Source organism: Sphaerisporangium sp. NBC_01403 (assembly GCF_045040145.1).
Classification (GTDB): Bacteria; Actinomycetota; Actinomycetes; order Streptosporangiales; family Streptosporangiaceae; genus Sphaerisporangium; species Sphaerisporangium viridialbum.
The window spans coordinates 8,312,110-8,337,947 of record NZ_CP109534.1; the positions used below are offsets into that span (position 1 = coordinate 8,312,110).

Consider the following 25,838-nt stretch of genomic DNA (forward strand, 5'->3'; position numbering starts at 1 on the left):
CGTGGCCGGGAGTCACGCGGCGCCGCCGCCCCTCCGTAGCCGGTCAGGAGAGCGGGAGTCGCGGGGACGCGCGGGTGCGGTGGTCCCGCGCAGGGAGATGGGCGGGGCGAGGAGGAGGTCGCGGTGCGGGGTGGCGGGATCGGCGATGCGCTCGATGAGCAGCTCGACGGCGCGGGCGCCGAGCTCGTCGGCCGGCACGTCGGCGGCGGTGAGCGGAGGGTGCATGTTCTCGGCCAGGTGCCGTGCGGCGACCCCGGCGATGGAGAAGTCCCGTGGCACCGCCAGGCCCGCCTGCTCGATCCCGCGGTACAGGCCCGGCAGGGCGGCCTCGTTGATGGTGGCGATGGCGGTCAGTGCGGGATCCTCCTCGAGGAGCCGCTCGACGCAGGACACTCCGGACTGGGCGTCGTCGGCGCAGCACGTCTCCACACCTTCCACGCCGCGTTCCGCGATCGCGCGCGTGAAGCCGGCCTGGGCCCTGTAGCTCGGGCCGTACCCGGTGGCCACCAGTTCGGCGGAGCGGTTGACCAAGGCGATGCGGCGGTGGCCCAGGTCGGCCAGGTGGTGCACGCATCTGGAGATCAAGAAGTCGCTGTCGATGTCGACCCAGGTCATGTCCTCGGGGTGACGGGTGCGGCCGATGGTGACGAACGGCAGTCCGGTCTGCCGCAGGCGGGTGACGCGGTCATCCTCCAGCCGGATCTCCATCAGGACGACACCGTCCACGCGCCTGCCGCCGATCACGCGCTCGAAAGAGCGGTCGTGCTCGCCGCCCGAGGGGGACAGCAGGACGTCCAGGTCGGCGCGGCCGGCGGCGTCGACGACGCTGGCCACGAAGCCGAGCTGCACGTCGGTCAGGCGCCGGCTGGCCGGGGGAATGACCAGGGCGATGGTGCGGGTCCTGCCCTCTTTGAGCGCTTTGGCGGTCGCGTTGGGGCGGTAGCCGAGCTCGTCGATGACCGCCTGGATGCGCTGCCGGGTCTCCTCCGACACCGGGCGCTTGCCGCTCAAGGCGTAGGAGACGGTGCTGCGGGACACGCCCGACCGCCTGGCGATCTCCCCGATGTTCACCCGGTGCTCCTCACATGGTCGAACCGACACGCACCATCGTAGGTCGAATCGTTCACATGGAAGAGCTGGCCTGCGGCTGTTCGCCGGCCCCATTGACGCGCGGAGTGTACGGGCCTATCGTGGTCGAACCGATTCGACATGCATGGCGAAGTAGCCGCGTAACGCGTCAGCGGAGGTCAGGATCATGAGATCAGCGGCATCGAGCCGGCGTATGGCCGGCGTCGGTCTGGCAGCGGTGGCGGCCGCAGGTGGTCTGGTCGCGTGCTCCTCATCGTCCGGCAGTGGCGGAGCGCCGGCGAGCGCGAGCCAGGCCGCGACCGCCGCGACCTACACCATCTGGGACCCCTACCCCCAGCACGACAAGGGGTCCGAGTGGGTGAAGCTGCTGGAGACCTGCGGCACGCAGGCGGGTGTCACCGTCGAGCGCGCCGCCTATGACACCAGCGACCTGACCAACAAGGCGCTGCTGGCCGCGCAGCAGGGCAACGCGCCGGACGTGCTCATCGTCGACAACCCGGTGGTGTCCACGCTGGCCGAGGCAGGAGTCCTCACGACGACCGAGGAGAACAAGCTCGACACCTCGGCCATCGCGCCGAACCTGCTGGCCGCCGGGCAGAGCCAGGGCAAGACCTACGGCGTCCCCATCGGGGCCAACACCCTGGCCCTCTACTACAACAAGGAAGTGCTCGAGAAGAGCGGGGTGGACATCACCTCCGTCAAGGACTGGGCGTCATTGACCGCCGCGCTGGCGAAGGTCAAGACGTCGGGCAAGAAGGGCATCACGTTCTCCGCGATCGGCACCGAGGAGGGCAGCTTCCAGTTCCTGCCCTGGTTCTGGGGATCGGGCGCCCAGCTCACCAAGCTGGACTCCCCGGAGGGGGTTTCCGCGGTGGCGCTGTGGACCGACTGGCTGAAGAAGGGGTACGCCCCCAACTCGGTCATCAACAACACCCAGACCACGAGCTGGCAGGAGTTCGCCGGCGGCGACTACGCCTTCGCCGAGAACGGCACCTGGCAACTGGCCGGCGCCGAGAAGGCCGGCTTCGACTACGGCGTCATCCCGATCCCCGGCAAGAACGGCGGGCCGGCGCCGGCGCCGACAGGCGGCGAGTTCGTCGGCATCCCGGTGCAGAAGGACACCGCCCGTTACGCGACCTCCCAGAAGCTGGTCACCTGCCTGACCGACACCGACAACTCCCTCACCACGACGACCACCCTGTCCTACGTCGCGCCCACCGAGCAGGTGCAGGCCAAGCAGGTGGCCCAGAACCCTGGCCTGAAGGTGTGGGTGGAGGCGGTCAAGGCCGCCAAGGGCCGGACCAGCGACGACCTCGGCACCAAGTATCCGCGGATCTCCGAGCCGATGTGGGGCGCGGTGCAGGCGGCGCTGAGCGGGTCGAAGAGCACGCAAGAGGCGATGACCGCCGCGCAGGCCGCGGCGGCGAGCGCCACGCAGTAGGAACCCGGACGACACGAGTATGAGTCGAGTGACACAGGCGCCGCCCCCCACCGCCGCCCGTCCGGCCCCGGCGGCGGGCGGGGGCCGCCGGGCGGCATCGCGGCCCCGATCCGGCCAGTGGGCGGCATGGGCCTTCCTGGCGCCGGTGGTCGTCTACCTGCTGGTGTTCTACGCCTATCCGTTGTACCGCAACGTCGAACTGAGCATGCGGCACTACACGGTGCGCTCCTTCGTCCAGGGCGACGCGCCCTTCACCGGGCTCGCCAACTACGCCCAGGTCCTGGGCGACGCGACCTTCGGGCCCGCCCTGTGGCACACGGCGGTGTTCACGCTGGTGTCGCTGGCCTTCCAGTTCACCATCGGGCTCGCCCTGGCCTTGTTCTTCGTCAAGAACTTCCGGTTGTCGGCCATCTTGCGCGCGCTGTTCCTGGTGCCGTGGCTGCTGCCGCTCATCGTGTCGTCCTCCACCTGGTCGTGGATGCTCAACAGCGACTCCGGCGTCGTCAACGCCGTGCTCGGCGCGTTCGGCGTCGGGCCGATCCACTGGCTCACCTCGCCCGACTGGTCGTTGTGGTCGGTCACCCTGGCCAACATCTGGATCGGCATCCCGTTCAACCTGGTGGTGTTGTACTCGGGTCTGCAGGCCATCGACCCGGCCATCCACGAGGCGGCCGAGCTGGACGGCGCGGCCGGCTGGCAGCGGTTCTGGAGGGTCACCTTCCCCCTGCTGCGCCCGGTGTCGGCGGTCACGCTGCTGCTGGGGCTGGTCTACACGCTGAAGGTCTTCGACATCATCTGGATCATGACCAGGGGCGGGCCGAGCGGCTCCTCCACCACGTTCGCCACCTGGTCCTACCGGCTGGGGTTCGGCAACCTGTTGCCGGCGTTCGGTCCCGGGGCGGCGGTCGGCAACCTGCTGATCGTGATGGCCCTGTTCTTCGGACTGGTCTACATCCGTGTGCAGCGAAGGCAGACCCTCTCATGACGGACGCGCGCAGGTGGGGCAAGACGGCGATCGGGCTGGTGCTGACCGGGGTGATGCTGTTCCCCGTCTACTGGATGATCAACGTGTCCTTCACGCGCGACCAGGACATGCGCAAGAGCCCGCCGTACCTGTTTCCGATCCACGGGACACTGGAGGGCTACCGGGCGGCCCTGGACCAGCAGCTGCCCTATCTGGGGATCAGCCTCCTGGTGGGCCTGGGCACGGTGGCGCTGACCCTGCTGGTCGCGACGCCCGCCGCGTACTCGCTGGCGAAGCTGCGGCCGCGCGGCGGCGGGACGCTGAGCTTCGTCCTGCTGGTCGCGCAGATGATCCCGGGGATCATCATGGCGATGGGGTTCTACGCCATCTTCCTCAGCGCCGGGGTGCTCAACACGGTCACCGGACTGATCGTGGCCGACTCCACGCTGGCCGTGCCGTTCGCCGTGCTGATCCTCACCACGTTCATGTCCGGGATCCCGGCGGAGCTGATGCAGGCGGCACGGGTGGACGGGGCGGGAACCGTGCGGACCTTCTGGTCGATCGTCGTGCCGGTCAGCCGCAACTCCCTCATCACGGTGTCGCTGTTCGCGTTCCTGTGGGCCTGGTCGGACTTCGTCTTCGCGAGCACCCTGGACCAGGGCGGCGACCACCAGCCGATCACGCTCGGCATCTACCACTACATCGGCAACAACAACCAGCAGTGGAACGCCATCATGGCCACCGCCGTGATCGCGTCCATCCCCACGGCCGTCCTGCTCGTCATCGCACAGCGGTACGTCGCCGCAGGTGTCACCGCGGGCGCGGTGAAGAGCTGACCGGCCTCCTCTCCCCAGAAGGGCCCTCACTTCATGACCGTCGCCGCCGGCCCGGTGTTCTCCCCGCGGGAAATCCCGTTCAGCTTCCGCGGATCCTGGTTCGACCTCTCTCCGGTGATCGGCGAGAAGGCCTACGCGCAGGACGTGCACCTGGTGTCGCACCAGACCGGCATGCATCCGATCCTGCGGCTGATCCCCACCGCGAAGGGCGCCCGCACCGAGACGGCCATCACCGCCGCACCGCAGCGGCTCACCTGGGCCCGTGACGCCGGCCGGATCGACGCCGCCTACGAGAGCCCCGACACGGTGCGGATGCGCGGCGTGGGCCTCGGTCTGCGCCTGCTGGCGGCCGACGCGGTCCTGACACCGTTCAGCGGCCCGTACTTCTACCAGGATCCCGGCGACGGCTCGTGGGTCTTCACCCTGTACCAGACCGGGCGCCGCTACCGCGTCACGCTCCTGGAGGGCCGGGTCGCCGAATACCTCGGCGCACAGGTGCTGGGCACGGCCGTGCGTGGCGTCGTGATACCCGGCGACGACGGGCCGTGGGAGATCGCCATCGAGGAGTACGAGACCGCCCGCGCCCCCTACACGCGCGAGAACGACTTCGAGCAGGTGGTCTCGGCCGCGCGGGCCGACTTCGACGCCTTCCGCGACGCCGTGGCGCCCTGGCGCGGTGATCGGACGCCCGCCGCGGAGCTGGCCGCCTACGTCCTGTGGTCGGCCACCGTGCGTCCGGCGGGGTTCGTCACCCGCCCGGCGGTGCTGATGTCCAAGCACTGGATGGACAAGGTGTGGAGCTGGGACCACTGCTTCAACGCCATCGCCCTCGCGGACGGCCTGCCGGACCTGGCGTGGGACCAGTTCCACCTGGTGTTCGACCACCAGGACGCCGCCGGCGCGCTGCCCGACTCCGTCACGCACTCCGAGGTCCTCCACAACTTCGTCAAGCCGCCCATCCATGGCTGGGCCCTGCGGAATGTGGACCCGTCGCACGAACGCGAACCGGCCGAGGTCTATCGCCGGCTGGAGCGGTGGACGTCCTTCTGGCTGACCCACCGGCGCGTCCCCGGGCACGAGCTCGCCCATTACCAGCACGGCAACGACAGCGGCTGGGACAATGCCACCACCTTCGACTGCGAGCGCGTCGTCGAGACGGCCGACCTGGCCGCCTTTCTCGTCCTCCAGATGCGCGAGCTCGCCCGGCTGGCCGCCGGGCTCGACCGGCCCGCGGACTCGGCTCACTGGTCGCGGGCGGCCGACCGCATGCGCGACGCGCTGCTCGCCGAGCTGTGGACCGTCGACCGGTTTGTCGCCCGGAGCGCGTATTCCGGACGCACCTGGTCCAGCTCCAGCCTGCTCGACCTGATGCCGATCGTGCTGGGGGAGGAACTGCCCGAAGCGGTCCGCGCGTCGCTGGCGAGCGGCATCGAGACGCACCTGACCGCGTTCGGGCTCGCCACGGAGCTGACCACGTCCCCGCACTACCAGGACGACGGGTACTGGCGCGGGCCCATCTGGGCGCCCTCGACCGTCCTGATCGAGGACGGGCTCCGCCGCGCCGGACACGCGAAGCTGGCCGACGAGATCAGCGCGCGCTTCCGCATCCTGTGCGAGAAGTCGGGGTTCGCGGAGAACTTCGACGCCCGCAGCGGCGCCGGCCTTCGCGACCGCGCCTACACCTGGACGGCGAGCGCGTATCTCATCCTCGCCGCCGCTCACGAGCGCCGGAACCGATCCTGAGCGAGGCCTTCCCCGGGGACGCGGGTGCGGTGGCCTAGAGGTGGTCCCATCGATTCCTAGGGCAACGGGCCCGGCGGCGAGAGGGATCTCACCGCCGGGCCTTCACGTCGGCCGCCGTTCGCGGATCAGCCGCGCAGGCTCCATTGCTGGTTGGCGCCGCCGTTGCAGGACCACAGGATGAGCTTGGTGCCGTTGGCCGTGCCGGCCGCGTTGGCGTCGAGGCACAACCCGGACTGCACTCCGGTGATGGTGCCGTTGGAGTTGATGTTCCACTGCTGGTTGGTCTGGCCGTTGCAGTCCCAGATGATCACCTGGGTGCCGTTGGTGGTGCCGTGGTTGCTGGCGTCCAGGCACTTGTTGCCGTACACCTGCAACTGCTTGGCGGAGGTCAGGGTCCACTGCTGGTTGCTGCCGGTGCCGCAGTCCCAGAGCTGGAGCTGGGTGCCGTTGGTGGTGGTCGCGTTCGGGACGTCCAGGCACCGGCCGGCGTTGACGTTGCGCAACACCGACGTCGACCCGTTGCCGTTGCCGGGGTCGGAGGACGGGGGCAGCAGCGTGATGGTGTAGGAGTCGTCGATGGCGGTGTGCGGCAGGTTGACGGTCGCGCCGTTGCCGGACAGGATCACCACGGAGTTCTGGACGGTGACCGGGCCCGTGACGGCGCCGCCGCCGTTGTAGGGGATGCGCTCGGCGACGACTCTCACCTGGTTGTTCTGCACGATGCCGCTCGTGGTGTCCAGGCGGCTCAGGTTGACGGCGATGTTGCCGGTCGTGGTGCCGCCGCCGACCAGGATCTTGGCCGTCCCGGCCGCCTTGGTGGCGAACGCGTCGTAGGAGGAACTGGGGGTGACGGACACGATCTGACCGGTCTGCGAGCCGTAGAAGCGGTAGGCCCACCATTCGCCCTTGGGCTGGTACTGGCCAGAAGAGTCGCGGATGAGCAGGTTGGCGAGGTCGTTGTGCAGGTTCCCGCCGCCCGCCCAGTTGGCGCGCAGGCCGTCGGCGCCGGCCCGCTCCAGGCGGGCGATGTACCAGGATCCGTCGGCGGGGTTCTGCTCGTTGGACGCCCCGTACTCGTTGATCTGGTACGGGCGCGTGTGCGGGATGCCGCGGGAGTTCAACGTGGTGTCGGCCGCCGCCACGTTGGCCACCGGGTCGCCGGGCAGGGAGTGCCAGCTGATGATGTCGGGGACCACGTTGTTGGCCTTGACGTAGTCGAGGTAGGCGTTCCAGAACGCGTGGCTGGTGGAGGGCACGCACGCGCAGCTCGGCCCGACGATGAGATGCGTCGGGAACGCGGCCCGGATGCGCTGGTAGGCGCGCCGCCACATCTCGAAGTACTGGGACTGGGGGCGGTTCCAGAACAGGGTGATGTTGGGCTCGTTCCAGAGGTCCCACTGCACGGGGGCGCCCGTCGCCCGTACGTCGTTGATCAGGCGGGTGAGGAAGTTGTCGTAGTCGGTCCAGTTGCCGTTGTCGCCGGGGAAGCGCGAGATCGGGTAGCCGTCGGCGCCCCAGAGGTCGTGGACGAGCAGGACGAACTCACCACCCAGCGACCGGGTGCGCAGCAGCTGGGCGCGGGTGGCGTTCCACCGGCGCTCGTACTTGCCGGACACCCACCCGCCCGGGCTGTCGAGCTGTGCCCCGCCGGCCCGCATGTACCGGAATTTCACGTCGGTGTAGAAGTGGTCCGGCGGGCCCGAGGCGTTCTCGGTCATCCCGTAGATCCAGCCGGAGGCCCGGTAGGTCGGAGTGCCGCCGCCGGCGGAGAAGTCGACGGTGATGGACTGGTCCGCGGCCTGGGCCGGCGTGGCGGTCGCCACGATGGGTCCGGCGACGAGCGCGGCGACGGCGAGGAAGGCGGCGATGCCGCGGCGGCGTCCGCGCCGGCCGCCGGGTGCGGCGTCGGCACGTGACTCCATGGCCACGGGGGATCGGGACGGGTGGACGGGAGGCGCCGGTGGCGGTGGTGTGGAACGCCACAGGCGAGCTCGGCGGACGACGTCGCCGACGTTCATCTCGGACTCCTTCACTAGGGGGTGCTGTGCGCCCATGTGAGCCGCCCGGCTTCGTGGGCGGGAGGCGTTTTCATCCCAGGATGTCCTGCGTCGAATCGATTCGCACGCAGCCTAGGTCTCGGCCACGAGGGCACCGCCCCGCGAGGTGGCGGAGCAGGGCCCGAGGTCAGCGGTAGCCGGCGGCCACGACGTTGGCCTGCACCGCGTTCTCGGTGGCGTCGGACGGGTAACCCGCGACCATGGCTCCTTCGTAGAAGGTTCCCGCGCTGAGGTTGGCTCCGCCGTCGGGCTTGCAGCAGTCACCGCCGCTTCCCAGGATGATGGCCCCCTGCTTCTTCATGGGGTTGTATCCCGGGGGAAGCGAGCCGTCGTAAAGGGTGTACAGGCCGCCCGATTGCGCGTCGCTCCCCTTGATCGCGAACCGCGAGGTCCCGTTGTTCTTGAGCGTCGCGGTGACGAACTTGCTGGTGAAGGCCCGCTGGTTGGGGTTCCAGGACTGGCTTCCGCCGGGGAACAGCCCCCACTCCAGGTCCGCCTGGACCCAGGGACCGGTTCCCGAGCATCCGCCGAACCAGCACTGCTTGCCGAAGTTGATCGCGTCCATCGCTCCGGCGGCGTCGGCCTTGCGCGTGGTCTCGCTGTTGCCGTAGTCGAAGCAGCAGCCGCTGTTGACGTGCGTGCCGCTGGTGACCATGTACATGCCCTCAGGCGCGGAACCGGTCGGTACGCCCGTCAGGTGACCGTCCCGCCAGTAGCTGTTGCCGGGGTTGATGTACAGCGAGTACGCCTTGTTGCCGCCGGCCGTCAGCGACTCTGACGTCGCGGTCGCGGGCCTGCTCTGGGGCGAGCCGGGGACCACGCTTGATCCCTGGTACCACAGGTCATTCCCTCTCCCGGACTGGTCGTAGACGACGGTGACGACACAGGAGGTGCCCGAGCAGAACGAGTCCTGGGCCGCGGCGTTGGCGTAGCCGCCCGCGGCCAGCACGCCGATGTTCCTGGTCGCGTTGTCGGAGGAGCGCCTGACCTGGTACAGGTTGCCGTTGTAGGAACCGAGGAGCGCCCGCACCATGCTGTGCGCGGCCACACACGGCGTACCGCCCGAAGCGTAGATGTCGCACGGGCGCGCGCCGCCCGGGGACGTGGGCGTGGGGGTCGGGCTCGGGCCCGCGGTGGTGTTCCACTTCTGGTTGGCCTGTCCGTTGCAGGTCCACAGGATGACGGCGGTGCCGTTGGCGGTGCCGGCCTGGTTGACGTCCAGGCACAGGCCCGACTGGGTGCCGGCGATGGAGTCGTCGGAGTTCCGCCGCCACTTCTGGTTGGCCTGTCCGTTGCACGACCAGATGATCACCTGCGTGCCGGGCGCGGTCTGGTTGCCGTACGCGTCCACGCACCGCGTGCCGTTCAGCGTCCGCAGCTCTCCCGCCGAGGTGAACTCGAACGCCTGGTTGGCCTGACCGCTGCAGTCCCAGATGTCCAGCGTGGTGCCGGCGGTGTCGACGTTGCCCTTCACGTCGAGGCAGCGTCCGGAAGCGGCGCTCACCAACGGCGCCGCCGCGGCCAACGCGGGTGACGTCCAGGTCAGCGTGGCCGCCAGCACCGTGGCCAGCACGGCGACCACGGATGCGGCGACGGCTGCCGGTGAGCGCCGCCGACGGACGGCGGGATCCCGCGGGGGGACGGATGAATGCTGCATTGCTCTCCTCTTGGGGGGTGAACCGGCGTCACCTGCCCGCCGGGGCACGGGGGCGGTCGCCCGCCCCCGGCGAACTTCCCGTATGTCAGCTGCGGGTCCAGCGTTGGTTGCTGCCGCCGTTGCACGACCAGATGGCGAGTTTGGTGCCGTTGGCGGTGGCGTTGTTGGGCACGTCCAGGCACTTGTTCGCGCCGACGGCGGTGATGGTGCCGTCGGAGTTCAGCCGCCACTGCTGGTTGGCCTGCCCGTTGCAGTCCCAGATGATGACGCTGGTGCCGTCGGCGGTGCCCGCGTTGTTCACATCCAGGCACTTGCCGCCGTACACCCGCAACTCACCGCTCGCGGTCGACGTCCACTGCTGGTTGGCCTGCCCGTTGCAGTCCCAGATCTGCGCCTGCGCGCCGTTGGCCTGCGAGGAACCGGACACGTCCAGACACCGGCCCGACCCCACGCCCCTGATCGCACCCGTACCCGAGGGGGTGGACGTCGGGGTCACGGTGGGTGTGGGGCTGGGGTTCGAAGTGGCGGCGTTGAGGGCGTTCAGGACGGAGGTGTAGGCGGCTTTGGCGGTGTAGTTGCCGTCGAAGAGCAGCGGGGTCTCGCCCGAGCGCCAGGAGTACTTGTCGGTGATGCCCCATACGGTGATGCCGGTGCAGCGGGGGACGGCGGTGCAGGCCTGGGTGACGCGGCGGTAGGCGTCGGCCTGGGTGGAGCCCGAGCCGCCGACGTCGAGCTCGGTGATCTGCACGTCGACGCCCAGGGCGGCGAACTGCGCGATGTTCGCTTGGTAGTTGGAGGGCGGGTTGCCGAAGTGGGACTGCAGGCCGACGCAGTCGATGGGCACGCCGCGGGCCTTGAAGTCGCGGACCATGTTGTAGACGCCGCGGGTCTTGTTCGCGTTGGCGTCGTCGATGTTGTAGTCGTTGTAGCAGAGCTTGGCGTTGGGGTCGGCGGCGCGCGCGGCGCGGAAGGCCTCTTCGATGAAGCCGTTGCCGAGTTTCTGGGTCCAGACCGAGCTGCGCAGGCTGCCGACGGCGCCGCCGTCGGCGAAGGCCTCGTTGACCACGTCCCAGGCGTAGATCTTGCCCTTGTAGTGGCCCATCACGCCGTTGATGTGGTTGGTCATCGCGGTGCGCAGGTCACTGGCCGACAGGCCGGCGACCCAGCTGGGCAGCTGGCCGTGCCAGACCAGGGTGTGCCCGCGGATTTTCATGCCCTTGCTCTGGGCGTGGCTGACGATCTGGTCGGCGGAGGTGAAGCGGAACGAGCCGCGCGAGGGCTCGGTCGCGTCCCATTTCATCTCGTTCTCCGGGGTGACCGCGTTGAACTCCCGGTCCCAGGTCGCCACGTAGGCCGAGTCGTTCAGGTGCCCGGCCGCGATCGCCGCGCCGAAGTAGCGTCCGCTTTGCGCCGCCGCGGCACCCAGCGTGCCGGCGGCGGCCCCGGCGGTGGACGGCAGCGCCAGCGCCGCGGTCACACCGAGCACGCCAAGCGCGCCGGCGACCACCGCCCGGCGCACGCCGCCGTGTGATTTCCGGAACCTGAACGGCCGAGCTCCGTTTGAGGGGATGGCGTTTTCGCCCATGCCCAAGCCTCCACAACTGAGATCGATGACATCCGGAGGGAAAATGCAGCGACAACCGGGACGACCGGGGGCGTGGCCCATCGCCGCACCCGTGGTGCCGCAGGCGTCACGTACGACGGCCCCTGCCCTCCACCACCGGACCGGACAGGAGGTGGCCGCCTTGGGGACTCAGTGTGGAAACCTTCTCGTAACATGTCAAGACCATCAGCGAATCGATTCGAGCGTCTCGTCGCGCGCCCGCGTCCGCCTCTCGGCTGGTGGAGGCGGGGAAGTACGGCATACGGCCGGCGCGCCGCCCGGAAGCGGCGCACCGGCCAGATGATGAAAGTTGCATCACCGCGCGGGGACCGCGCGATGCGCGGACCACCTGGTGAGGTCGGGCCAGATCCACCATGACCGGCGGGCGGAACGGGCCCCCCGTCGGGCGCGCGGGTGACCGCGCGCGACGTGAGCCACAACGGGGGACCTCCTTCGGGCGGAGTGGATGGGACGCCTTCGCCGGGAGTGGTCGGCCGCCCCCGGCGAAGGCGGGTCGGGGGTGTACCTCAGGTGCGGGTCCAGCGTTGGTTGGTGCCGCCGTTGCACGACCAGACGATGAGTTTGGTGCCGTTGGCGGTGGAGTTGGGCACATCCAGGCACTTGTTCGCGCCGACGGCGGTGATGGTGCCGTCGGCGTTCAGCCGCCACTGCTGGTTGCTCTGGCCGTTGCAGTCCCAGATGATCACGTTGGTGCCGTCGGCGGTGCCGGCGTTGTACACATCCAGGCACTTGTTGCCATACACCCGCAGCTCACCGGCCGCGGTCGGGGTCCACTGCTGGTTGGCCTGCCCGTTGCAGTCCCAGATCTGCGCCTGCGTGCCGTCGGCCTGCGAGGCCCCGGTGACATCCAGGCACCGGCCCGACCCCACGCCCCTGAGCGCACCGGTACCCGTGGGCGTGGGCGTGGGCGTCACGATGCCCCCGCCGGTCACCACATACATCGCCGCACCATGCCCGGGCACCGACGCGCTGATCGTCCCAGATGAAGAGGACGTGGTGTGCGCCCACAGATCCCGCACCGAATACGAGGCGGCCGAACCCAGCCCCAGGGCCGAGGCGGTGGTGGACACCGTCGCGGTCGAGGTCCCCCGGTTCAACAGCACCACCGCGACCGAACCGTTGGCCATCGGCTTACGCCAGACCTCCAGGTTCCCGTTATCACTGATCTTGTGACCCTGCTTGCCACCCCAGTCCTGGTTGACCGCGATGACCTCGGTATTGGTCAAAATCGTGCGGGTGTCGGCGCTCATCGTGCGGATGTCGTTCCCCGCGATCAGCGGCGCGTTCAGCAGCGACCACAAACTGAAATGCGCCCGCCCCTCGGTCCCGGTCACCGAACCGACCCCCACCTCCAGCATGTCGGGGTCGTTCCACCCACCCGGACCCGAATACGCCTCCAGCCCGACCTGCTGATCCAAAATCCCCATGATCGAATTCCAGTTCGACCCGATGTCCCCGGTGGTCCGCCAGGAATTCCCCACCGGCATCCCCCAGGTCCACACACTCTCCTGCCCCCAGCTGCACAGGCTGTACACGATCGCCCGCCCGGTCGCCGCCAGCGCGTCCCGCATCGCGGTATACCGCTGCTGCCCGTTCTTACCCTGGTGATCCCCGCAGTTGTCGTACTTCAGGTAATCGATCCCCCACGACGCCCACAACGCCGCGTCCCGCCGCTCATACCCCAGACTCGCCGGATACCCCGCACACGTCGTGGTCCCCGCCGACGAATAGATCCCCAGCTTCAACCCCTTGCCATGCACATAATCCGCCAGCGCCTTGATCCCACTGGGGAACTTCTGCGGATCGGCCACCAGATCCCCACTGGCATTACGACTCTTGGTCGACCAGCAGTCATCGATGTTGACGTAGGTGTACCCGGCCGCCGCCATACCACTGGACACCATCGCATCCGCACTCTGCCGGATCAACGACTCATTGACATTGCAGAAGAAGCTGTTCCAGTCGTTCCACCCCATCTGCGGCGTACGAGCCAGACCATTGTCCAGCGCGGCGGCCGGCGTGGTCTCACCGCCGATCGCGACCATGGAGCCGGCGGCCAGTAGTGCCGCCAGTGCCAAGCCAAGAATTTTGCGCATCTGCTTTCCTCTACACGAAGACGTCCGCGCCGGGCACGGCCGTGGGGATGGGGTCGATCAGCATGGACAGCCGCTGCGGCGCGCTGGACACGTTGGCGTTCTGCGGCACGTCGTCGGTGCCGATGCGCACCAGCACCGTGCGCGGGTCGTACGTGCGCGCCCAGCTGGCGATGTTAACGTTAACAAAGCGAGTACCTCCGGTACCTATGGATTCGGGGCTCATCGCGAGGCGGCGAACCATGCGCATAACGGCTTCCCAGAGTTGTTAGCGCTAACATTGATTACGGTGGATCGAGTGCTCCTTTCCACGCGGGCGGATCGCGGTGGTGGTGTGGCGGAGCAAATCCGACCCCAGAAGATCTGTCAAGGGCCCCGCCGCTCCGCGGCACGGTTCCACGCGGTGAACCGGCTTGATCTGCCCTGATGGGCACGGTTGTCCCGGCGGCGCGAGGCGATGAAACGTTCATCCGGCGGCGACATGACCGGGCCGGGACGTTCCCCCGCCCCGGCGGTGTCGCACCAGCGCATGGGACCGCTCGGGCGGCGACAGTGCGATCGAACCGGTTCGGCATGGTCTTGACATGTTTCGTAATGGTTTCCACACTGAGTCCCCAAGGCGGCTACCTCCTGCCGGGGCCGGTGGTGAGCGGCAGGAGCCCCCGACCGTGACGCGTCGGCGATGGACCGGTCGTCGATCGCGGGGTCTCCCCACATGTCTCTCATTGATCCAGCTCTGGAGGCGCGAGCATGGGCGAAAACTCCTCACCCCCGGATCCCGTCCGATCATTCAGCCGGCTCGCCGTCATCGTGCAGCTGATGATGCTGGCGGTGGTGTCGGCGGGATGGGCCATCTCGGACGGCACCGCCGTCGCCGCGGCGGGCACCGCGACCGCGGCCACCGCCGCCGTCGCGTCGGTGACGACCCCTCCGATGGGCTGGGCGTCGTGGAACACCTTCGCGGCCCAGATCAACTACAACGTGATCAAGGCGCAGACGGACGCGATGGTGTCCTCCGGGATGAAGGACGCCGGCTACCAGTACGTCAACATCGACGAGGGCTGGTGGCAGGGCACGCGGGACTCCGCCGGCAACATCACGGTGGACACGGCCGAGTGGCCGGGCGGGATGAAGGCGATCGCCGACTACATCCACAGCAAGGGCCTGAAAGCCGGCATCTACACTGACGCCGGCCGAGACGGATGCGGCTACTACTACCCGACCGGCCGTCCGGCCGCCCCGGGGAGCGGCAGCGAGGGCCACTACGACCAGGACTTCCTGCAGTTCTCCCGCTGGGGCTTCGACTTCGTCAAGGTCGACTGGTGCGGCGGCAACGCCGAGGGGCTGAACTCCCGCAACGCCTACCAGGCGATCAGCGACGCGATCACCCGCGCGAGCGCGCAGACCGGACGGCCGATGGTCCTGTCCGTCTGCAACTGGGGGAACCAGAGCCCCTGGGACTGGGCGCCGAGCATGTCCACCATGTGGCGCACCAGCGGCGACATCATCTACTGGGGACAGAGCGCGTCGATGGACCGCGTGCTGGCCAACTTCGACTCCGCCCAGCACCCTGCCGCGCAGAGCCCAGGACACTACAACGACCCGGACATGCTCATCGTGGGCATGACGGGCTTCTCGGCCGCGCAGAACCGCACCCACATGAGTCTGTGGGCCCTCTCCGGCGCCCCGTTGCTCGCCGGCAACAAGCTCACCGACATGAGCGCCGACACCAAGGCGATCCTCACCAACCGGGAAGTGCTCGCCATCGACCAGGACCCCCTGGGAGGGCAGGGCGTGAAGGTCGCCGAGGACCAGACGGGACGCCAGGTGTACAGCAAGGTCCTGTCGGGCACGGGACGCCGGGCGGTGCTGCTGCTGAACCGGACCACCTCCGCCGCGTCCATCACCGCCCGCTGGTCCGACCTCGGGCTCACCGGCTCGGCGACCGTGCGCAACCCGTGGACGGGCACCGACGCCGGCACCTTCAGCGGCGGTTACACCACGACCGTGCCCGCCCGCGAAGCGGTCCTGCTCACCGTCACCTCCGGCGGGGGCACCTCCTCCCCGAGCCCGACGCCCACGCCCACTCCCACTGCCTCGGGTACGGGTGCGATCAGGGGCGTGGGGTCGGGCCGGTGTCTGGACGTGTCCGGTTCCTCGCAGGCCAACGGCGCGCAGGCGCAGATCTGGGACTGCAACGGTCAGGCCAACCAGCAGTGGACGTCGACCGCGAGCGGTGAGTTGCGGGTGTACGGCGGCAAGTGCCTGGATGTGAACAACGCGGGCACCGCCGACGGCACCAGCGTCATCATCTGGGACTGCAACGGGCAGGCCAACCAGCAGTGGCGGCTGAACTCCGACGGCACCATCACCGCCGTCGGCGCGAACAAGTGCCTGGACGTGCCCAACAACGCCACCGCCAACGGCACCAAACTCGCCATCTGGTCGTGCAACGGCGGCAGCAACCAACGCTGGACCCGCAGCTGACGCACGAACAGATCCTCCACATCTCGGCTCGACCGTCTTGAACCGTCACCGGTCTCACCGGTGTGCGGACGCCGCATCGGCTGAGGCCGGGCGACCGTTACCTCCCTCCTCGAAAGGAACCCCCATGAACCGACGAAGAAACACCAGGCTGCGCCTGGTCTCGGCTCTCGTGGCCGCGCTGGTGACGGCCGCGATGACGCTGATCGGCATGTCACCGGCGCAGGCGGCCGTCGGGATCACGATCAACGGCGGATCGGCCGGCCGGACCTTCGACGGGGTCGGGGCCATCAGCGGCGGAGGTGGGAACAGCCGTCTGCTGATCGACTATCCCGAGCCGCAGCGCAGTCAGATCCTGGACTATCTGTTCAAGCCCGGTTACGGGGCGGCGATGCAGATCCTGAAGGTGGAGATCGGCGGCGACACCAACTCCACCAGCGGCGCCGAGCCCAGTCACCGGCACACCTCGGCCGATCTGGACTGCAACCGGGGGTACGAGTGGTGGCTGATGGAGCAGGCCAAGGCGCGTAACCCCAACATCAAGCTGGTCGGGCTGTCGTGGGGCGCGCCGGGCTGGCTGGGCAACGGCAACTTCTGGTCCCAGGACACCATCAACTACCTGGTCGACTGGCTGGGGTGTGCCAAGAACAGTCACGGGCTGACGATCGACTACCTGGGCGGGTGGAACGAAAAGGGCCGTGACCTGAACTGGTACGTCAACCTCAACTCGGCGCTGGACTCGCGCGGGTTCGGCAACGTGAAGATCATCGCCTCGGATGACTGGGGCTTCGGGGTGGCCGATGACGCCGCCGGCAACACCGCCTTCCGCAACGCGGTGGACGTCTACGGCGCCCACTATGTGTGCGGGTACCGCGGCGCGCAGAGCAGCTGCCCCAGCTCCACCACCGCGATCAACTCCGGAAAGACGCTCTGGGCCAGTGAGAACGGCTCGGACGACTACAACGACGGGGCAAAGGCGCTGGCGCGGGGAATCAACCGCGACTACATCGACGGCAAGATGACGGCCTACATCAACTGGCCGGTCATCGCCGCGATCCCGCCGAACCTGCCCTTCGCCACCATGGGCGTGGCGGTGGCGCCGCAGCCGTGGTCGGGGTACTACTCCATCGGCAAGAACGCCTGGGTCATGGCGCACACCACCCAGTTCACCGCGCCGGGCTGGACGTACCTGGACTCCTCCACCGGCTACATCGGCGGCAACCGCAACAACGGCAGCTACGTGTCGCTGAAGTCACCGACAAGCTCGGACTACAGCACCATCATCGAGACGATGGACGCCACCGCCGCCCAGCAGCTGAACTTCACCCTCACCGGCGGGCTGTCCACCGGCGCGGTCCACGTGTGGGCCAGCAACCTGAACTCCGGTAACACCGCCGACCAGATGGTGCACGCCGCCGACATCACCCCCAGCGGCGGTGCGTTCTCCCTGACGGTGCAGCCGGGGTACGTGTACTCCATCACCACCACGACCGGCCAGGGCAAGGGCACCGCAGTCAGCCCCGCCCGCGGCTCGTTCGCCCTGCCCTACTCCGACAACTTCGACTCCTACGCCGTCGGCCGCGAGGCCAAGTACCTGATGGACCAGCAGGGCTCGTTCGAGGTCGCCGCCTGCGGCGCCGGCCGCTCGGGCCGGTGCATACGCCAGATGGCGCCCCGTCAGCCGATCCTGTGGACCGGCGCCTCCGACCCGTACACGCTGCTGGGCGATACCGGGTGGAACAACTACGCCGTCTCGGCCGATGTGCTGCTGGAGCAGAGCGGATATGCCCAGCTGATCGGGCGGGCCGGCACCCAGCGCAGCTTCGGCCCGGCCGGGTTGAACGCCTACTACCTGCGCGTCACCGACTCCGGCGCCTGGCAGATCCAGCGCAACACCGTCAACGCCGCCCTCACCACCCTGCGCAGCGGCACCGTCGCCGCGCTGGGCACCGGCCGCTGGCACACCCTGGCGCTGGGCTTCTCCGGCAGCACCATCACCGCCACCATCGACGGCACCCAGGTCGGCTCGGTCACCGATGGCTCCTACGGCGCCGGACAGGTCGGTTTCGGCACCGCCACCACCGAGACCGCCCAGTTCGACAACCTGACCATCACCCCCGGCCAGGGCGGCGGCAACGGCGGCACCAGCGGCGTGCTGCGCGGGCAGGCCTCCGGCCGCTGCGTCGACGTGCCCAGTCAGTCCCAGGTCAACGGCACCCAGGTGGCGCTGTGGGACTGCAACAACGGCGCCAACCAGCAATGGACCCTCACCAGCGCCAAACAGCTCCAGGTGTATGGCAGCAAGTGCATGGACGCCGAGACCGCCGGCACCACCCCGGGCACCCGGATCATCATCTGGGACTGCAACGGGCAGCCCAACCAGCAGTGGAACGTCAACACCGACGGCACCGTCACCGGCGTCCAGTCCGGTCTGTGCCTGACCGCCGCCAACGGCGGCACCGCCAACGGGACCCTCATCGTCCTTGGCACCTGCAACGGCGGGACCAACCAGAAGTGGTCACGTAGCTGACAGAGCGAACCGGTCACCGGCCTCGTGGGCATCCCCGCGAGGCCGGTGATCGCATAGACGGGATCAAGGATGCGGGCCCGGCGGCTCAGGCGCGCCGGGTCCACCGGAGAACCCTTGACATCAGGGTGAGCCGGGTGTCTTACGGGGTCGGCCGGCGCTGCGCGCCACCGTGATGGGCCACCGCCAGCAGCCTTCGGCCGGCGTGCTCGGGGCGCACGTGGGGGCCGTCGGCCGACCCGACGTCCGGCTCGCGGGTGAACGCCGTGATCGCGTGCTCGTCGATCGTGATGCCGAGGCCCGGGGAGTGTCCGAGGACGAACGCGCCGTCTTCGATGTGCAGGTCGAGGGACACCCCTAGCGGCGGCCGCAGATCCTGCAGCTCGCTGACCATGTGGTTCGGCACCGACGTCGCGGCGTGCAGCAGGCCGATGGGAGTGGTGCCGATCGGGCTGACCGGCAGGTCGTGGGCGTGCGCCAGGGCGGACACCCGCAGGAAATGGGTGATTCCCCAGACGGCGGCCGTCTGGACGATGTCCAGGGCGCCCGCGGCCATGAGCGGGCGGAACTGTTCGAGCCCGGTGAGGTTCTCCCCGCTGGCGACCGAGGCGCGGATTCCGGCGCCGACCGTGGCCAGGCCCTCGGCGTCCCACCGCCGGACGGGCTCTTCGATCCAGGTGAGATCCAGGGTGCGTTCGATCTCGCAGATGTGCCGGACCGCCTGCTTGCGCGTCCAGGACTCGTTCACGTCAAGCATCAGGCTCGGCCGCGATCCGTGCCCCGCCTCGGTCAGTACCTCCTGGACCAGCGTCAGGCGGTACCGGTCGCGCTCGATGTCCAGGCCGCCCTTGAGCTTGGCCGCCCGCAGGCCGTGGCGGGCGTAGACCTCGTACGTCGAGACGAGCTCGTCGTCGCTCAACCCGATGTCCAGGCCTGACGCGTAGGCGGGGACCCGCCTGTCGCGTCCGCCGAGCAGACGCCAGAGCGGTTCGCCGGCGGCCTGCGCCTTGATGTCCCACAGGGCGGTGTCGAGTGCGCCAATGGTGCCGAACACGGCGCCCGCGTGACCCGCCTTGAAGGTCTGCCGCAGCATGCGGTCGTAGAGCGCCGTCACACCGCGCGGATCCTCGCCCTCGATGGCGGCGAAGATGGCGTCGAGTTCCACGTGCGGCCCGAGCCCGACGCCGGTGATGCCCGTATCGGTGTCCACCAAGATGATGGGCACCGAGACGTTCCCGTCGGTGTACACGCCGTTGGCGTCACCGACGGGGCGGCCCCATTCGAGCACCGTCGTCAGCGTGCGATACCCCGAAATCCGCATGTCAGCCCTTCGTGGAGCCGGCGGTGACACCGTCGGCGATTTGACGCTGAAGGAAGAGATAGATCAACAGGACGGGTATCGCGGCGATCAGGACTCCCGAGGCGAAGGTGGGGATGTCATCGGAGTACTGTCCGCGCAACGAGGTGACCCCGACCATGAGGGTGCGGTGCTCGGCCGACGGCATCATCACCAAAGAGATGAGCACGTCGTTCCAGCAGAACAAGGTGTCGAGGATGCCGACCGACAACAGGGCCGGAACACCCAGCGGGATCATGATCCGCCGGTAGACGCCGTAGGTCGTGTTCCCGTCGATCCTGGCCGCGTGGACGATCTCCGCCGGGATTGTCCGGTAATGGCTGGTCATCAGGAAGATGGTGAACGGGAGGAACTGCGCGACGTAGGCCAGGATCAGACCCGGATAGGTGTCGATGAGACCGGTGTCCGCCATGACCCGGGCGAGCGGCACCATGATCACCTGAAACGGGATGAACAGCGCCGCGAGGCAACCCAGGAAGAGCACCCTGGACCCGCGGAACCGCAGCTGGCTCAGCGCGAAGCCGGCCATCGACCCGATGAGCAGCATCAGGGCCACCGAGCACGTCACCACGACGACCGAGTTGGCGAAGTACCGCGCCATGCCGACGCTGTTCCACGCGCCGGAGACGTTCTCCAGGTGCGGGGAATTCGCCGGGGAGAACCGGTCGAGGATGTACTCCCGCCGGGTCTTCATGGCGACGTTGGTGGTGAACACCAGGGGATAGATCGTCGCCAAGGCGAGAACCGCCATCGGGACGGCGGCCACCCACCTGCCCAGACCGCGCTCGCGGGCCATCAGTCCTCGCTCCCGCGGCGTAGCACGCTCATCTGCGCGAGCCCCACCACGAGCATGATGAGGAACAGGACCGTGGACGCGGCCGAGGCGAGTGCCGGACGGTTCATCTGTCCCTGCTGGGTCCAGATGTAGAACTCCGGCAGGTAGGTCGATCCCTCCGGGCCGCCGGCGGTCATGACGTAGAGCAGGCCGAACATGGACGTCAGCATCCCGATCATGGTGGTTACGAAGACGAACTGGATGGTGCGGGACAGGCTCGGGATGATGACGTGCCAGATGGTCTGGGGAAGCGTCGCGCCGTCCACCCGGGCGGCGTCCAGCAGCGCGGAGTCGAGAGTCGAGAATCCGGCGAGGAACACCACCAGGGCCATCCCGAAGGTCGCCCAGATCTGCACGCCGACGACCGTGAAGATGGCCACGCCGGGATCGCCGAGCCAGTCGACCGGACCGAGGCCGATCGTCCCGAGGACGGCGTTCAGCGGGCCGTCGAAGGCGAGGATCAGGTTGAAGATGGCGCCGACGATCACCGGTGAGAGCACGGCCGGGAAGAAGTAGACGCTGCGGAAGAACCGGTGTCCGGGCACCCGCAGGTAGATGAACGTCGCCAGCAGGCCAGGGATCAGCACCGCGACCGGAAGCAGGACCACCAGCAGTCCGACGTTGCGCAGCGCCATGCGGAACAGCGGGTCGTTGAGCAGCTCCAGGTAGTTGTCGAAGCCGACCGCCGTCCCGTTGTTCTCGCCGTCACCCGTGAAGGAGAAGTTGACGCCCAGGAGCAGCGGCCACAGCCGCAGCACCACGATGATCAGTACGGCCGGGGCCACCAGGAAGAGAGGTGCGAAGCGCTCGGCCAGCACCCCCGTGCGAGAGGTCTGCCGCGAGTGCGTCCCGGTGCCGCCGCGGCGTGCTCGCCGCTCGGGAGGCGCACCATCGGCCAGCCCGGTGTGAGCCGGGCGGGCCAGCGGCGACGAGCGTCCAGCCGGCACGTGATCAGCCCGCTCGATCGGAAGCGGCCAGCTGCTTCACCACCTCGTCGGGACTCGCCGATCCGCTCAGCAGCTGCTGGGACAGTCTTCCCATCAGGTCCAGAGTCTTGGAGGACAGCGCGACGTGCAGTGCGGGCTTGCCGGTCTTGAGCTGCGACACGATGGTGCTGACGGCCGGGGGAGCCTGCGACACGTCGATCGTCGTGTCGGACGCGATCGCGCCGGCCCCGGTGTAGAAGGCGTTCAACGCGTCGGTCGACGTCAGGGACCGCACCAGGTCGGCGGCCGACTTCGGGTCCTTCGCCCACTTGGCGACCGCGTAACCGATGCCTCCGTCGTACGGAAGGACCGGTTCGCTTCCGGCGGTGATGACCGGGGCCTGCATGACGCCGACCTTGTCGCCCAGGAACTCGCCGAAGTCCTTCCAGTGGCCGACGTCCGACATCAGGCCGATGATGTGGGCGGCCTTACCCGAGTCGAAGACCGAGAAGGCGTCGTTGAACATCGCGGTCGAGTTGGCTCCCTCGTTGTTGAGACCGTTGTCGTTGACCTCCTTCCACAGCTTGAAGACCTGCTTCACGTCGGGGGCGTTCCAGTCCCGCTTGCCGGCGATCCAGTCGTCGTACTCCTTGGGCGTGAGGATGCCGGGGCCCATGCCCGAGAGCCAGAACTGGATCCCGATGCCCTCCTTGTTCCCGAGGGCGAAGCACTTGGCGCCGGCCTTCTTGATGGCGGCGCAGTCGCTCATCAACTCGTCCCACGTCTTGGGCGGCTGCTCCGGGTCGAGCCCCGCCTTCTCGTAGAGCGCCTTGTTGTAGTAGATGGGATGGCCCTGCAGGGTCACCGGCGCGGCGTAGGTCTTGCCGTCCTTGCCGAACGCCTCCCAGCCCGCGAGGCGCTGCTTGTCCTCGGCCACGTACTGGTCCAGCGGAAGGAGCGCGTCCACGCGGTCGCGGATCTGGCCGCCTCCGTTGAACAGCATGACGTCGGGGCCCTTGCCGGACTGGATGGCCGCCCCGAGCAGGGTGTAGTACTGGTCGAACGGCTGGGCCACGAACTCGACGGTGACGTCGGGGTGCTTCTTGGCGAAGTCGGCCTTGGCCTTCTCGATATACGCGGCCACGGTCTTGTCGCCGGACTTCCAGTCCCAGACGACGAGCTTGCTCTTGGAATTCCCGGAAGAGGATCCCGACCCTGATCCGGAGCCCGTCGGCGCGGCGCTCCCGCAGCCGGCCAGGGCCAGTCCCGCGATCAGGGCGGCCGACCATAAAGTGTGCTGCTTCATTGCTGTTCCCTCTCCAGAGGGCGGCCAGCCTCCCCGGCCGTCTTGTCGCGAAACGTAACTCGTATGACGTCTGACGTCAATACAGATGACGTATACTAGCGCGGTGGCGCTGTCCTCGGCGGGACCACCGGAGGGGAATATGACGGCATCGCGGGAATCGCCGGGCAGGGTCTCGGCACCGCCGGACTGGGTGCGCCGACCGGCCAGCCTGGCCAAGGCGGTAACGGCGGAACTGGTGGTGCGCATCGTCCGCGGGGAGCACCCTTCGGGGACGCCACTTCCCCCTGAGCCCGCGCTGTGCGAGGCGTTCTCGGTGAGCCGGACCGTCGTCCGTGAAGCCGTGAAGATCCTCCAGGAGAAGGGGCTCGTCCAGGTCCGCCAGGGGGCGGGCACCATGGTCACTCCGCCGACGATGTGGGACATGCTCGACGAGCTGGTCCTCGCGGCGACCATCGCCGAGGACGAGAGCCTGGCGATACTCGACGACGTCGTCGTCACGCGCCGCGTCCTGGAGTCCGACATGGCCAACCTCGCCGCCCGCGTGGCGGACGAGGACACCATCGAGCGGATGCGCGAGCTGGTCGATCGCATGGACCAGCTCGTGGACGACCCCGTCACCTACGCCGCCCACGACCGTGCCTTCCACGACACGATCATGCAGGCGTCCGGAAACCGCATCGCCCGGGGCGTGGTGCGGTCGCTGGAGAGCCAGGTGATCAATACTGCCCGGTACATGGGCAGGACCGAGCGGGCCCTGTGCGTGGCGTCGAACCTCGGCCATCGCCACATCTACGAACGCATCGCCGCCCATGACCCCGACGGCGCCACCGAAGCGATGTTCACGCACATCACCAACGCCTGGCTCGTCCGCCGCAGCGCCCCCGGCGCCCCCGTGCGGCTGCAACGTTAGGGCTCACCGTGATCTCGCCCCAAGGCCGCGCACCCGGCGCGGCCGTGCAGGGACGGCCGCCCGGCGTGGGAAACCGGCATGGGCGCGTACCCGGCACACCGGGAATCCGAGGTCGCGCAGGGCCGCCTCGGCCGTCTCGACCTTCCGCGGACGACCGAGATGATCAGGATCCTTGAGAAGGCGGACCCGGCCGACAAGAACGACCTCTACATGCAAATGGGCCTGCACCTCGTCTATGACCCCACGGAGAGGGTCGTTCTAGTCGAGGCCAGGCCCAGCATGTACCAGAGTGCGTGTCCGAGGGGGGACTTGAACCCCCATGCCCCGTAAAGGGCACTAGCACCTCAAGCTAGCGCGTCTGCCTATTCCGCCACCCGGACAGTGGTGCCTGCACGTGAGAACGTCTCCCCGCGTCGGCTGCACTAGATTAGCAAACTCCGGGCACTGCGTCATACCGGGATTCCCACGAGGGTGCGGTGGGGCCGTACGCGGGATGCCGTGGGGGGTCTCCCCGGTGCCAGGCCGGGATCTCTTGGACGTGTCCTCGGGCGGCAGGCCGGAGGCCTTTAGGCAGGCCGGGATGCCTGTGGGGCCGGTTGGGCGGCAGGATGGTGGGCGTTAGCGCGTACCGAGCCGAAGGAGCACGTATGACCACGTTCAACGCCGAGGACGAGGTCGTCGAGCTGTGCCGTGACCTGATCCGCATAGATACGACGAACGCAGGGGACAACGCGGGGCCGGGGGAGCGGGTCGCCGCCGAGTACGTCGCGGGGAAGCTGGCCGAGGTAGGTCTGGAGCCGCGGATCCTGGAGAGCGACAGCAAGCGGGCCAACGTGATCGCCCGCATCGAGGGGGAGGATCCGAGCCGTGAGGCTTTGCTGCTCCATGGGCACCTTGATGTCGTTCCTTTCAACGCCGGCGACTGGACTCATCACCCGTTGAGCGGCGAGATCGCCGACGGGTGCGTCTGGGGCCGCGGCGCGGTGGACATGAAGGACATGGACGCCATGATCCTCGCGGTCGTCCGGAAGCGCCTGAGCGAGGGGCGCAGGCCGCCGCGCGACATCGTGCTCGCGTTCACGGCGGACGAGGAGGCCGGCGGTCACTACGGCGCGCAGTGGCTGTCCACCGAGCACAAGGACCTGTTCGAGGGGTGCACCGAGGCGATCGGCGAGGTGGGCGGGTTCAGCGTCTCCGTCGACGAGGCCAGGCGTCTCTATCTCATCGAGGCCGCCGAGAAGGGCATCGCCTGGATGAGGCTCACCGCCGCCGGGCGCGCGGGGCACGGCTCGATGCTGAACAGCGAGAACGCCGTCACCGAGCTGGCCGAGGCCGTCGCCCGCATCGGGCGCTACGAGTGGCCGGTACGGCTGACGCCGACGGTGCGGGCCTTCTTCCACGAGGCCTTCGACATCGAGCTGGAGGCGGACGACGCCGAGGCGACGGTGGCCAAGCTCGGACCGCTGGCCCGCATGATCGGCGCGACGCTGCGGAACACGGCGAACCCGACCATGCTCTCCGCCGGGTACAAGGCGAACGTGATTCCGCAGACCGCCACCGCGCACGTGGACGGCCGCTTCCTGCCGGGGTACGAGGAGGAGTTCTTCGCCACCCTGGACGAGCTGCTGGGGCCCAACGTGACCAGGGAGTTCGTCTACCACGATGTCGCGGTCGAGACGGCCTTCGAGGGCCCCCTCGTACGTGCGATGGCCGACGCGCTGCACGCGGAGGACCCGGGCGCGCGGGCGGTACCGTACACGCTCTCCGGGGGCACCGACCTCAAGGCCTTCAGCCGCCTGGGCATCCGAGGGTTCGGGTTCGCGCCGCTGAAGCTGCCCGCCGACCTGGACTTCTCCGGGATGTTCCACGGCATCGATGAGCGGGTTCCGGTGGATTCACTCCAGTTCGGGGTGCGGGTTCTTGACCGTTTCATCGACGGGTGCTGACGTGTTCCTCGAAAAACCGTTGCCATCACTCGCGGTGCTGCTA

General features: G+C 68.7%; 19 protein-coding genes and 1 tRNA gene. 9 read left to right on the plus strand and 11 right to left on the minus strand.

The annotated features are described in order from the left end of the window. Window positions 1-12: 12 nt before the first annotated feature. Window positions 13-1,071, minus strand: a complete 1,059-nt coding sequence (locus OG589_RS37445) for a LacI family DNA-binding transcriptional regulator (RefSeq protein WP_405143141.1) — start codon at window positions 1,069-1,071, stop codon at window positions 13-15. 211 nt (window positions 1,072-1,282) lie between these two features. Between OG589_RS37445 and OG589_RS37450 the strand changes: the two genes are divergently transcribed. From OG589_RS37450 to OG589_RS37465, 4 genes are read left to right on the plus strand one after another with little or no spacing between them, the layout of a single operon-like run. Further along, window positions 1,283-2,530 (plus strand): extracellular solute-binding protein, encoded by a 1,248-nt coding sequence (locus OG589_RS37450; protein ID WP_405143142.1) that lies wholly within the window; start codon window positions 1,283-1,285, stop codon window positions 2,528-2,530. A 28-nt stretch (window positions 2,531-2,558) separates the two neighbouring features. Then, window positions 2,559-3,515, plus strand: coding sequence for a carbohydrate ABC transporter permease (locus OG589_RS37455; RefSeq protein WP_405143144.1), 957 nt, complete (start codon window positions 2,559-2,561; stop codon window positions 3,513-3,515). Next, a complete protein-coding gene (locus tag OG589_RS37460) occupies window positions 3,512-4,330 on the plus strand; it encodes a carbohydrate ABC transporter permease (RefSeq protein WP_405143146.1) in 819 nt (272 codons plus the stop codon). The genes OG589_RS37455 and OG589_RS37460 overlap by 4 nt, the downstream gene beginning before the upstream one ends. Window positions 4,331-4,363: 33 nt before the next feature. Then, window positions 4,364-6,073, plus strand: coding sequence for an amylo-alpha-1,6-glucosidase (locus OG589_RS37465; RefSeq protein ID WP_405143148.1), 1,710 nt, complete (start codon window positions 4,364-4,366; stop codon window positions 6,071-6,073). A 125-nt stretch (window positions 6,074-6,198) separates the two neighbouring features. Here OG589_RS37465 and OG589_RS37470 read toward each other — a convergent pair whose 3' ends face one another. From OG589_RS37470 to OG589_RS37490, 5 genes are all read right to left on the minus strand, one after another. Beyond that, window positions 6,199-8,091, minus strand: a complete 1,893-nt coding sequence (locus tag OG589_RS37470; protein ID WP_405143150.1) for an RICIN domain-containing protein — start codon at window positions 8,089-8,091, stop codon at window positions 6,199-6,201. Between the two features lie 166 nt (window positions 8,092-8,257). Then, window positions 8,258-9,787 carry an arabinofuranosidase catalytic domain-containing protein gene (locus OG589_RS37475; protein ID WP_405143152.1) on the minus strand — a complete coding sequence of 510 codons (1,530 nt, stop codon included), beginning with the start codon at window positions 9,785-9,787 and terminating at the stop codon, window positions 8,258-8,260. 85 nt (window positions 9,788-9,872) lie between these two features. After that, entirely contained in the window at window positions 9,873-11,306 is a 1,434-nt protein-coding gene (locus tag OG589_RS37480) for a lectin (RefSeq protein ID WP_405143153.1), read from the minus strand. Between the two features lie 611 nt (window positions 11,307-11,917). Continuing rightward, window positions 11,918-13,507 (minus strand): lectin, encoded by a 1,590-nt coding sequence (locus OG589_RS37485; protein ID WP_405143155.1) that lies wholly within the window; start codon window positions 13,505-13,507, stop codon window positions 11,918-11,920. Window positions 13,508-13,517: 10 nt separating this feature from the next. Then, complete coding sequence (locus OG589_RS37490) at window positions 13,518-13,643, minus strand: hypothetical protein (RefSeq protein WP_405143156.1); 126 nt, start codon at window positions 13,641-13,643, stop codon at window positions 13,518-13,520. 611 nt (window positions 13,644-14,254) lie between these two features. On the opposite strand from OG589_RS37490, the gene OG589_RS37495 reads away from it, so the two are divergent. Both OG589_RS37495 and OG589_RS37500 read left to right on the plus strand, forming a co-directional pair. Beyond that, window positions 14,255-15,991: a glycoside hydrolase family 27 protein gene (locus tag OG589_RS37495; RefSeq protein WP_405143157.1), complete on the plus strand. Its 1,737-nt coding sequence runs from the start codon at window positions 14,255-14,257 to the stop codon at window positions 15,989-15,991. Between the two features lie 124 nt (window positions 15,992-16,115). Next, the gene (locus OG589_RS37500; RefSeq protein ID WP_405143158.1) at window positions 16,116-18,518 is read left to right on the plus strand and encodes a ricin-type beta-trefoil lectin domain protein; all 2,403 of its coding nucleotides are present in this window, start codon (window positions 16,116-16,118) and stop codon (window positions 18,516-18,518) included. A gap of 139 nt (window positions 18,519-18,657) precedes the next feature. Here the strand turns inward: OG589_RS37500 and OG589_RS37505 are convergent, their stop codons facing one another. The 4 genes from OG589_RS37505 to OG589_RS37520 are packed head-to-tail and all read right to left on the minus strand — an operon-like array spanning window position 18,658 to window position 22,939. Beyond that, window positions 18,658-19,836, minus strand: a complete 1,179-nt coding sequence (locus tag OG589_RS37505) for a mandelate racemase/muconate lactonizing enzyme family protein (protein WP_405143160.1) — start codon at window positions 19,834-19,836, stop codon at window positions 18,658-18,660. Window position 19,837: 1 nt separating this feature from the next. Next, the gene (locus tag OG589_RS37510; protein WP_405143162.1) at window positions 19,838-20,668 is read right to left on the minus strand and encodes a carbohydrate ABC transporter permease; all 831 of its coding nucleotides are present in this window, start codon (window positions 20,666-20,668) and stop codon (window positions 19,838-19,840) included. Continuing rightward, window positions 20,668-21,654: a carbohydrate ABC transporter permease gene (locus OG589_RS37515; RefSeq protein ID WP_405143164.1), complete on the minus strand. Its 987-nt coding sequence runs from the start codon at window positions 21,652-21,654 to the stop codon at window positions 20,668-20,670. Before OG589_RS37515 ends, OG589_RS37510 begins: the two co-directional genes overlap by 1 nt. A 4-nt stretch (window positions 21,655-21,658) precedes the next feature. Next, window positions 21,659-22,939: an ABC transporter substrate-binding protein gene (locus tag OG589_RS37520; RefSeq protein WP_405143166.1), complete on the minus strand. Its 1,281-nt coding sequence runs from the start codon at window positions 22,937-22,939 to the stop codon at window positions 21,659-21,661. A gap of 139 nt (window positions 22,940-23,078) precedes the next feature. Here OG589_RS37520 and OG589_RS37525 point away from each other — a divergent pair, with 139 nt between their 5' ends. Both OG589_RS37525 and OG589_RS37530 read left to right on the plus strand, forming a co-directional pair. Next, window positions 23,079-23,849 (plus strand): FadR/GntR family transcriptional regulator, encoded by a 771-nt coding sequence (locus OG589_RS37525; RefSeq protein ID WP_405143168.1) that lies wholly within the window; start codon window positions 23,079-23,081, stop codon window positions 23,847-23,849. A 78-nt stretch (window positions 23,850-23,927) separates the two neighbouring features. Beyond that, a complete protein-coding gene (locus OG589_RS37530) occupies window positions 23,928-24,179 on the plus strand; it encodes a hypothetical protein (protein ID WP_405143170.1) in 252 nt (83 codons plus the stop codon). On the opposite strand, the gene OG589_RS37535 is transcribed toward OG589_RS37530, so the two are convergent. Continuing rightward, a tRNA-Leu gene (locus OG589_RS37535) sits at window positions 24,144-24,229 on the minus strand. The genes OG589_RS37530 and OG589_RS37535 overlap by 36 nt on opposite strands. A 267-nt stretch (window positions 24,230-24,496) precedes the next feature. On the opposite strand from OG589_RS37535, the gene OG589_RS37540 reads away from it, so the two are divergent. After that, on the plus strand, window positions 24,497-25,795 hold the full coding sequence (locus OG589_RS37540; protein WP_405143172.1) for a M20/M25/M40 family metallo-hydrolase: 1,299 nt from the start codon (window positions 24,497-24,499) through the stop codon (window positions 25,793-25,795). Window positions 25,796-25,838: the final 43 nt, after the last annotated feature.

Bases quoted from the DNA above. Each gene is read 5' to 3' on its own strand.
- OG589_RS37450 (WP_405143142.1), top strand. From the start codon at position 1,283: ATGGCCGGCGTCGGTCTGGCAGCGGTGGCGGCCGCAGGTGGTCTGGTC.
- OG589_RS37460 (WP_405143146.1), top strand. From the start codon at position 3,512: ATGACGGACGCGCGCAGGTGGGGCAAGACGGCGATCGGGCTGGTGCTG.
- OG589_RS37465 (WP_405143148.1), top strand. From the start codon at position 4,364: ATGACCGTCGCCGCCGGCCCGGTGTTCTCCCCGCGGGAAATCCCGTTC.
- OG589_RS37470 (WP_405143150.1), bottom strand. From the start codon at position 8,091: ATGAACGTCGGCGACGTCGTCCGCCGAGCTCGCCTGTGGCGTTCCACA.
- OG589_RS37475 (WP_405143152.1), bottom strand. From the start codon at position 9,787: ATGCAGCATTCATCCGTCCCCCCGCGGGATCCCGCCGTCCGTCGGCGG.
- OG589_RS37485 (WP_405143155.1), bottom strand. From the start codon at position 13,507: ATGCGCAAAATTCTTGGCTTGGCACTGGCGGCACTACTGGCCGCCGGC.
- OG589_RS37495 (WP_405143157.1), top strand. From the start codon at position 14,255: ATGGGCGAAAACTCCTCACCCCCGGATCCCGTCCGATCATTCAGCCGG.
- OG589_RS37500 (WP_405143158.1), top strand. From the start codon at position 16,116: ATGAACCGACGAAGAAACACCAGGCTGCGCCTGGTCTCGGCTCTCGTG.
- OG589_RS37505 (WP_405143160.1), bottom strand. From the start codon at position 19,836: ATGCGGATTTCGGGGTATCGCACGCTGACGACGGTGCTCGAATGGGGC.
- OG589_RS37510 (WP_405143162.1), bottom strand. From the start codon at position 20,668: ATGGCCCGCGAGCGCGGTCTGGGCAGGTGGGTGGCCGCCGTCCCGATG.
- OG589_RS37520 (WP_405143166.1), bottom strand. From the start codon at position 22,939: ATGAAGCAGCACACTTTATGGTCGGCCGCCCTGATCGCGGGACTGGCC.
- OG589_RS37525 (WP_405143168.1), top strand. From the start codon at position 23,079: ATGACGGCATCGCGGGAATCGCCGGGCAGGGTCTCGGCACCGCCGGAC.
- OG589_RS37530 (WP_405143170.1), top strand. From the start codon at position 23,928: ATGGGCGCGTACCCGGCACACCGGGAATCCGAGGTCGCGCAGGGCCGC.
- OG589_RS37540 (WP_405143172.1), top strand. From the start codon at position 24,497: ATGACCACGTTCAACGCCGAGGACGAGGTCGTCGAGCTGTGCCGTGAC.